This window comes from Nocardia thraciensis (genome assembly GCF_054782435.1).
The window spans coordinates 1-3,494 of sequence record NZ_BAAGSM010000046.1 but is presented as its reverse complement, the minus strand read 5'-3'; the positions used below and the strand labels follow the sequence as shown (position 1 = coordinate 3,494).

Sequence of the window (3,494 nt, the reverse complement as noted above, 5' to 3'; positions counted from 1 at the left end):
CCCACCCCGCGACACCACACCACCCGGAAAACGACAACCCACACCCACCACCGCGATCGGCTCGCGCGCCCGATCCTCGACTTCGCGCAGCCGCCGCCGCAGGCCGCGCACTTCGAGCGCGGAGCGCTTCAGGTAGTCGACGAAATCGTTCTCGTTTGTCATGGTCTGTTCCTCCGGGGCCGGCGCGCTATTCGAGTTCACCGTCGAGCAGGTCGAACAGCTCGGCGATGCCCGCGCTGCGAATGTCGTCATCGGGGTCGGCGCCTGTCTCGGGTTCACCGGCCGTTTCCACTGCCGCGAGCAGGTGTCGAAGTCGTCGCGTGATCCGGCGACGCGCCGCGATGTCGGGCGTTGCCGCGCCGAGCGCGGACGCGACCCGATCCAGCGCGTCGTCGAGGTCTGCACCGGACGCTCCGGTCGGCAGGCAGGTATCGATGTACTCGGCCAGAGCTTCGGGAGTGGGATGATCGTAGGCGGCCGTCGCCGACAAATTCACGCCCGTGGCACCGACCAGCCGATTGCGCAGCTCCACGGCCGCCAACGAATCGAAACCCAGATCCATGAAGCTCGCCTGCGTGTCGACGACCTGACCTGTCGCATAGCCCAGCACCACGGCGATGTGCGCGGACACCACGTCGACCAACACCCCGCGCCGCTCGCCGACCGACAGACCCGCCACCCGTGACACCAATTCGGCGGACGCATCGGTCGCCGCACCGAGCAACGCCCCCTCGCCCGCACCGCGGGCCATGCCGCGCATCACCGACGGCACCACGCCCGCGAGCCTCGCCGCGTCGTTCGACAGCCCGGCATGATCGAACCGCGCCGCGACCACCCGCGACCGATCGCCCGCCAACGCCCGGTCCCACAGCCGCAGGCCCTCCGGCACGCTCAACCCGGCCAGGCCGCCACGACCCAGTCGAGCCCGATCCGCCGCCGCCACACCGCCTGCCATCCCGCCGGACACGTCCCACAGCCCCCACCCGATGGAGATACCGGCCAAGCCCAGACCGCGCCGATACTGCGCCAGCGCATCGAGAAACGCGTTCGCCGCCGCGTAGTTCGCCTGGCCCGGCGCCCCCGCCGTGCCCGCGACCGAGGAGAACAAAACGAAATCGAGCGGTCCCAGATCCCGCGTCGCCTCGTGCAGCGACCACGCACCGTCGATCTTCGCCCGGAGCACGGGCACCACCCGTTCCGGTGACAGCGAAGCCACCACGCCGTCGTCCAGGACGCCCGCCGTGTACACCACCGCGGTCAGCGGGCCCCAGTCGGAAACCTGGGCCACCAGTCGCCGCACCTCCCCCGGATCCGTCAGATCGCATGCGACGCAGTCGATCCGGGCCCCGAACGCCGCCAGCTCGGCGGCGAGTTCCGCACCGCCACCGGACCGGGACGCCAGCACCACACGCCGCACCTCGCCGTCCGCGACCAGATGCCGCACCACCACGCCACCCAGTTCGCCCGCACCGGCGACCAGGACGACGCCGTCTCGTCCCCACTCCGGCGCACCACGCGCGGATTCCTTCGCCGCGCCGACGGCCGCCAGCCGCGGCGCCCACACCCCCGAATCCCGCACGAGCAGTTCCGATTCCACTCCGCCGACGATCGTGCCCAGCGCGCTGTCGACGCTCACCCCGGCGCCCGCATCGACCAGAACCACCCGTCCCGGATACTCCAGCTGTGTCGATCGCACCAGGCCCGTCACCGCCGCCTGCACCAGACCGCGCGGATCCAGGGGCCCGTCACCGGCGGCGCTCGCCGACACCGCGCCGCGCGTGACGACGACCAACCGCACGGAGAGGAGGCCGGGACGAACCATCCACTCCTGCAGCGTCTTCAGCACGTCCAACACCGCGTCGCGGGCTCCGGTCGCCACCTCCGCGGTGGTTCCCGGCCCATCCGCAGTCCCGCAGGGCAGGACGACGGCCGTGGGCGCCCCGGTTCCGGTGTCGAGGGCCGCCGTCACGGCGGCGACATCGGGGAACCACCGCTCGACCACCCCGGAACTGCGGCCGTTCCATGCGGTCGGGTCACCCACGCCCCACACGGCCCCGGCGAGCTCGAGCCGGGCGGTCACCGGCACCCAGTCGATGTCGTAGAGTTCGGCGCCACCGATGCGTCCGGTCGGGCGCAGCGCCGCGGCATTCGCCCGACGCACGTCCAATCCCGTCATCGTCCACGCCACTCGGCCGGACTCGTCATGCGCGACAAGCTGTTCCACGCCGTTGCGCGCCATCCGCAGCCGCGCGCGGACCGTCGCCGCGCCGCGTCGGTGCACCTGTACGCCGCGAAATGCGAAGGGCACCAACACCTCATCGTTCAGGGACCGGTTATCGACGGTATCGACGGCGGCCATCACGCCGTGGAATACCCCGTCGAACAACGCCGGATGCGCGCCGAAGCCCGCATTGCCGGTTCCCCCGGGCAGCGCGGATTCCACGTAGATCTCGTCACCACGCCGCCACACACGCCGAGCCGTCCGAAAACCGGCGCCGTATTCGAAGCCCGCCCCGGCCAACGTCGCGTACAGGTCCGGCACGGACACCTCGACCGCGTCGGACGGCGGCCACGCTTCGGCGCCGAGTTCCGCCGCGGTCCGGCCGCTGTTCGGAGAACCCACCGTCCCGACCGCATGCCGCATCCAGTCGACCGGACGATCCGCACCGAAGTCCGGACGGGCATGGATGGCGATGGACCGCTGACCGGCCGCGTCCGGTGCGCCGAGGACCACCTGAACCTCGGTATCGACATCCGGTTCGAGGGCGAGCGGAATCTCCGACACCAGTTCCCGCACCTCCGTACAACCCACCGACGCAGCTGCGGCACTGGCCATTTCCACATGGGCGGCGCCCGGTAGCAGCATGGTCCCGAGCACCGCGTGATCGGCCAGCCACGGGTGCGGTCCGAGCGAAATGCGCCCGTTCACCACGGTCTCCCCCGAACCGGCGACGGCGACCATCGAGGACAGGAACGGATGGTCCACGCGCCGCACGCCCGGATCCGCGGTCTCGCCGATCGTCGGCGCAGCACTCGAGTGCCAGTACCGTCGCCGCTGGAAGGCATACGTCGGCAGCTCGACGGTGCGCGCGCCGCTGTCGGCGTAGAACCTCTGCCCATCGATCTCTGCGCCGTGGCAATAGCCGGTACCGAGGCATCGGATGAGATCGCGCACCTGGTCCCGGCCGCGGCGTTGCGCGGGCACAACCGCCGCTGTGTCGCCGAGGGTCCGTGAGATCATCGGTGCCAGCGCGGCATCCGGGCCGACCTCCAGGAAACGCACGCCGCCGGCCGCACACGCGGCGGTGATTCCGTCCGCGAATCGTACGGTGTCGTGGACATGTCGTACCCAGTAGGACGGGTCGGTGAACAGTTCCGATTCGATCTGGCCGGTGATGGTGGAAACGATGGGAATGCGCGGTGGACGCAGCGGTATTTCGGCGACGACCGCGGCGAATTCGTCCAGGATCGGTTCCATCATGCCCGAGTGAAAA

2 protein-coding genes are annotated in these 3,494 nt (G+C 70.7%); both read right to left on the bottom strand.

Annotation, left to right across the window (positions count from 1 at the left end):
• On the bottom strand, positions 1–162 hold a 162-nt coding region (locus ACYVLQ_RS29240; protein WP_460700763.1), incomplete at its 3' end, for a polyketide synthase docking domain-containing protein.
• A gap of 25 nt (positions 163–187) precedes the next feature.
• Complete coding sequence (locus ACYVLQ_RS29235; protein WP_460700762.1) at positions 188–3,481, bottom strand: type I polyketide synthase; 3,294 nt, start codon at positions 3,479–3,481, stop codon at positions 188–190.
• Positions 3,482–3,494 lie beyond the last annotated feature (13 nt).